Below are 1835 nucleotides of genomic sequence, written 5' to 3' on the forward strand. Positions count from 1 at the left end.
AGACACCTCACGTTGCGAACGGGTCAAGCTGCGGCTGCGAGTTCAGCGGGGAACGCGGTCTGCTCGTCGAACAGTTCGTGGTGCTGAAGGCAGTGGAAGAGCTGGCCGGTCATGCGGTTGAAGAGGTTGCGCTGAGCAGCTGCGTGCCAGTCTCCGTGTTCTCGTCGTCGCCGGTAGTGGGCGCCGGCCCCGGGTGAGTGGCGGAGTGCGGAGAAGGCCCAGAGGTAGCCGGCGTGGTTGAGGCGGTCGTTCTTGACCCACCGCCGGGTGATGGACGACTTCTTGCCGGAGGCCCTGGTGACGGGCGAGGATCCCGCGTATGCCTTCAGGCCGCGGGCGTCGGCGAAGCGGGTGCGGTCGTCCCCGATCTCAGCCAGGATCCGGGCGGCGAGCTGGATGCCGAGCCCGGGGAAGCTCAGCAAGATCTCGGCGTCCGGGTGCTGAGGGAACGCCTCTTCCACCGCCTTGGCCAGGTCGTCGGCGGCGGTGCAGGCGGCTTCCAGCTGGACGAGGAGGGCGAGCATCTGCTTGCCCAGCGCTTCCTCGACCAGCGGCGGCTGGTGGGCCCACTCGGCGCGGAAGACCTCACGCAGACGGTCGGCTTCGGCCTCGATGCCGCGCTTGCGGCCAGCACGCTTGAGGGCGGCCTGGAGCTGAGTGCGAGTCAGCCGTGCGGCCCGGGTGGGGGTCGGCGCGGCCTTGAGGAGTTCGCGGGCCTCGGGGCGGCACAGGCCGTTGGCCCAGGTGGCGAAGGCGTTCAGGGCGGCCGGGTAGTACTCCCGCAGCAGGGAACGGAGCTGGTTGGCGAGCTGCTGCCGGTTCCAGAGCGAATCCTGTTGAGCGCGGGCGAGGACTGCGATCGCGCGGCCGAGGTCGGAGTCCTCGGGCAGCGGCCGGTGAGCGTGCATGTCGGTGCGCAGGATGTTCGCCAGGACGAGGGCGTCGCCAGGATCGGACTTCTTGCGCGAGACACTGTGCCGGTCGCGGTAGCGGGCAGCGGCCATCGGGTTGATCGCGTACACCTTCCGCTTCCCGGTCCGCAGGACTGCGACCAGCAGACCCCGGGAGGTCTCGATCGCGACCGGGATCGGGTTCTGCTCGCTGTCGCCGTATTCGGCGAGAAGCTCCAGAAGGATCTTGTAGCCAGCCGCGTCGTCGGTGATGTGCCGCTTGGCCACCAACGTGCCTGAGTCGTCGACCAGGGCGACGTCGTGGGTTCGTTCCGCCCAGTCAATTCCGCAGTAGATCAAGTTGTTCCCTCCCCATTGTGCGATGTTTGCGCTGGTCACGAGCGCATGCGGGCCACGCGAGCGACCTAATCCCAGGCCTCAACCGCGAGGGTTGGGCCGACACCTCACTAGCCGTTCGTGGCACCAGCGCACCCCACGGGCCTCGGTCTGCACGGGAGCTCACGCGGCTCGGGCGTATCAAGAGGTCACCGCACGGCGGGCTCGCACCACCAACACCAACGAGTGATCAAGGCGGGGGATGTTGACGCTCGATGGCACCGGACACCGCACGATCTACCTCAAGGCATTGACCCAGTCATGCCAAAGCGCTCCGTCCGGCGCCAACGGGCGACAACATCCTTCGGTGGTGGCGGCCTCGAAGGCTCCGAACGCTGCTCGGTCTCACGAGAGCCATTCGGACTTGGCTGGTTGGTGCAAGGCATCCGTTCGGCGCCCGCGAGACCGCCACCACCTTGAGTGCCAGGACCGCGCACCCGGTCTACGTTGAGGCGTCGCCTGCCCGGCTGCCCTTAGATGTCACGATCCGGCACTCGAACATCCCGCGAAGCAACCGCTCCGTCGGAACGTCCTTAACTACGGATTAGG

The 1835-nt window shown here is 67.6% G+C and carries 1 protein-coding gene; it reads right to left on the reverse strand.

Annotation, left to right across the window (positions count from 1 at the left end):
- Positions 1–23: 23 nt before the first annotated feature.
- Complete coding sequence (locus ACWD10_RS38395) at positions 24–1250, reverse strand: IS110 family transposase (protein ID WP_451098474.1); 1227 nt, start codon at positions 1248–1250, stop codon at positions 24–26.
- Positions 1251–1835 lie beyond the last annotated feature (585 nt).

Source organism: Streptomyces sp. NPDC002851, assembly GCF_053591935.1.